Source organism: Streptomyces lonarensis, assembly GCF_012033735.1.
Taxonomy (GTDB): Bacteria; Actinomycetota; Actinomycetes; order Streptomycetales; family Streptomycetaceae; genus Streptomyces; species Streptomyces lonarensis.
Genome location: NZ_JAAVJD010000389.1, coordinates 1 through 2,901, shown reverse-complemented (window position 1 = coordinate 2,901; position 2,901 = coordinate 1). Strand labels below are relative to the sequence as shown.

The following is a 2,901-nucleotide window of genomic DNA, read 5'->3' as shown; positions in this document are numbered from 1 at the left end:
GGGCGGGCGCGGCGGCTCGTTCGCCGTCGCACCCGCCCCACGCGCGCCGCCACCGGGCGGCGCGCCGTCACATCCGCTCGGGCGCCTCGATGCCCAGCAGCCCCAGCCCGGAGGCCAGCGTGTCGCGGGTCAGCCGGCACAGCGCCAGCCGGTTGGCGCGGACCTCGACGGAGTCGGCCCGCAGCACCGGGCAGGACTCGTAGAACCCGGTGTACGCCTTGGCCAGGGTGTAGAGGTAGCCCGCCAGCCGGTGCGGCTCCAGCGTCTTCGCCACCGCGTCCAACGTCGCGCCGAACTCGTCGAGCAGCAGCGACAGGTCACGCTCGGCCGGTGCCAGCGGCAGCGAGGCGTCGAACGCCGCGGCGCCCGCCTGCTCCGCCTCGGCCCGCCGCAGGATCGAGGCGATGCGGGTGTGGGTGTACTGCAGGTAGACGCCGGTCTGCCCGGTGAAGGACACCATCTGCGCGACGTCGAAGTTGTAGTTCTTCGCCCGGGAGGTCGACAGCTCGGCGTACTTCACCGCGCCGATGCTCGCCACCCGCGCCACCTCGTCGAGCCGCTCCTCGCTCAGCTCGGCGCCCTTCTCGGCGTCCTTCTCCGCGATCACCTCGCGGGCCCGGGCCAGGGCGTCGTCCAGCAGGTCGGCCAGGCGGACCGTGCCGCCCGCACGGGTCTTGAACGGCTTGCCGTCGGGGCCGTTGATGGTGCCGTTCTGGACGTGCACCGCCTCGCTGCCCTCGCCCAGCCAGCCCGCGCGGCGCGCCGTCCGGAAGACCATGTCGAAGTGCTGCGCCTGCCGGGCGTCCACCACGTACAGCACGCGGGTCGCCTTCAGCTCCTGCACCCGGTAGCGGATCGCCGCCAGGTCGGTCGCCGCGTAGCCGAAACCGCCGTCGCGCTTGCGCACCAGCAGCGGTACGGGCTGGTCGTCGGGGCCGCGGATGTCGTCGTAGAAGACGCCGAGGGCGCCCTCAGACTCCTCGACGATGCCCTTCTCCTGCAGCTCCGCCACCACGTCGTGCAGCCGCGGGTTGTAGAACGACTCGCCGGCGACGTCGTCCCGCGTCAGGAGCACACCGAGGCGGCTGTACACCTGCTGGAACGCCGCCTCCGACTCCGCGACGATCTCGCGCCACGCGGCCAGCGTCTCCTCGTCGCCGGACTGGAGCGCCACGACACGGCGCTGCGCCCGCGCCTTGAACTCCGGGTCGGCGTCGAAGACCTTCCGGGCGTCCTTGTAGAGCCCGTCGAGCGCCGAGACCGCGCTGCCGGTGGCCTCGGCCGCCGGGTCGATGTCGGCGTCGCGCCAGGTCAGGTCCGGGTTCTCGGTGATGTACTGGATCAGCATCCCGAACTGGGTGCCCCAGTCGCCGACGTGGTTCTGCCGGACGACCTCGGCCCCGAGGTGGCCCAGCACCCGGACCAGCGCGTCGCCGATGAGCGTGGAGCGCAGGTGGCCGACGTGCATCTCCTTGGCGACGTTCGGCGCCGAGTAGTCCACCACCGCGACCTCGGACTCCCGGGTCCGCCGGACGCCGAGCCGGTCGTCGGCGCCGCGCGCGGCGAGGCGGTCCACCAGCGCGGAGTCCGCGAGCCGGATGTTGAGGAAGCCGGGGCCCGAGACGGTCACCTCGGCGAGCCAGGACTGTGCCGCCAGCCCCTCCCGCAGCTGCTCCGCGAGGTCGCGCGGCTTGACGCCCATGCGCTTGGCGAGGGAGAGCGCGACGTTGGACTGGAAGTCCGCGTGGTCGCTGCGTCGGACGAGGGGGTCCTCACCGGCCAGGTCGGCCGGGACGACCGCGCCCATCGCCGCCGAGACGGCGGCCTCCACCTCTGCTGCCAGTGACCGAACCTGCTGACTCATGTCCGCGAACTTCCTCCGTGCGGGAACCGCGCCGCTCGGCGCGGAGGACCTGTCGGTGTGGGCCCGGAGCCCGACCGCCGGGACACCGCCCGGCCGCCGACGTACCGCACGCCCACGGCGACAAGCATGTCAGGTAACGGCGGCGCGCCGCGCCACGGTGTGCCCGCGGGCCGGCGCGGGGCTCCGTCACGCCTCGGCCGCGGCGGCCGCCTACGCTCGGGGTATGGACAGCCACCGCACCCCCGACGCCGCCCCGGACGCCCACGGCGGCGCAGCGGCGCCCGGCCCCCCGGCCGGCCCGATCGAGGTGGTGCTCGCCGACGACCAGGCCCTGGTGCGCGCCGCCTTCGCGATGCTGATCGGCTCCGCGCCCGACATGGCGGTGGTGGGGGAGGCGGCGACCGGACGGGAGGCCGTCGAGGCCGCCCGCCGCGCCCGCCCGTCGCTGGTGGTGATGGACGTCCGGATGCCGGACCTCGACGGCATCGAGGCGACCCGGCGGATCGCGGCCGACCCGGCGCTGTCCGGGGTGCGCGTCCTGGTGCTGACCACCTACGACACGGACGAGCACGTGATGGACGCCCTGCGCGCCGGGGCCTCCGGTTTCCTGGTGAAGGACACCCGGCCCGCGGAACTGCTGGAGGGCATCCGGACGGTCGCGGCCGGGGACGCCCTGCTCTCGCCGGGCCCGACCGGGCGGCTCATCGCGCGGCTGCTGAGCGCGCCGGCGGTGCCGTCGCCGGCGACGGGCGCCGGGGCGGTGAGCGCGGTGGGCGGCCTGTCCGGTCGGGAGTCCCAGGTACTGGCCCTGGTGGGGCGCGGGTTGAACAACGCCGAGATCGCGGCGACGCTCCACCTGTCGCCGCTGACCGCGAAGACCCACGTCAGCCGTGTCATGGGGAAGCTGGGTGCCCGCGACCGCGCCCAGCTGGTGATCGCCGCCTACGAGTCGGGGCTGGTGCGCGCGGGGGAGCAGGGCGCGCCCTCCGCCTGAGGCCCGCGCCGCGCCGCGCGCCCCGCGGCGCGGTGGCCGCGGG

Annotated in this window: 2 protein-coding genes; one reads left to right on the top strand and one right to left on the bottom strand. The window is 75.1% G+C overall.

All coding sequences use genetic code 11. The annotated features are described in order from the left end of the window. Window positions 1–67: 67 nt before the first annotated feature. Window positions 68–1,864 (bottom strand): arginine--tRNA ligase, encoded by a 1,797-nt coding sequence (argS, locus tag HCN56_RS24840; protein ID WP_167974801.1) that lies wholly within the window; start codon window positions 1,862–1,864, stop codon window positions 68–70. A gap of 223 nt (window positions 1,865–2,087) precedes the next feature. Between argS and HCN56_RS24835 the strand changes: the two genes are divergently transcribed. Beyond that, window positions 2,088–2,858, top strand: a complete 771-nt coding sequence (locus HCN56_RS24835; protein ID WP_167974799.1) for a response regulator transcription factor — start codon at window positions 2,088–2,090, stop codon at window positions 2,856–2,858. The last annotated feature ends 43 nt before the right edge of the window (window positions 2,859–2,901 follow it).

Excerpts from the sequence above, each read along its gene's own strand:
- argS (WP_167974801.1), bottom strand. The coding sequence starts at position 1,864 with ATGAGTCAGCAGGTTCGGTCACTGGCAGCAGAGGTGGAGGCCGCCGTC.
- HCN56_RS24835 (WP_167974799.1), top strand. The coding sequence starts at position 2,088 with ATGGACAGCCACCGCACCCCCGACGCCGCCCCGGACGCCCACGGCGGC.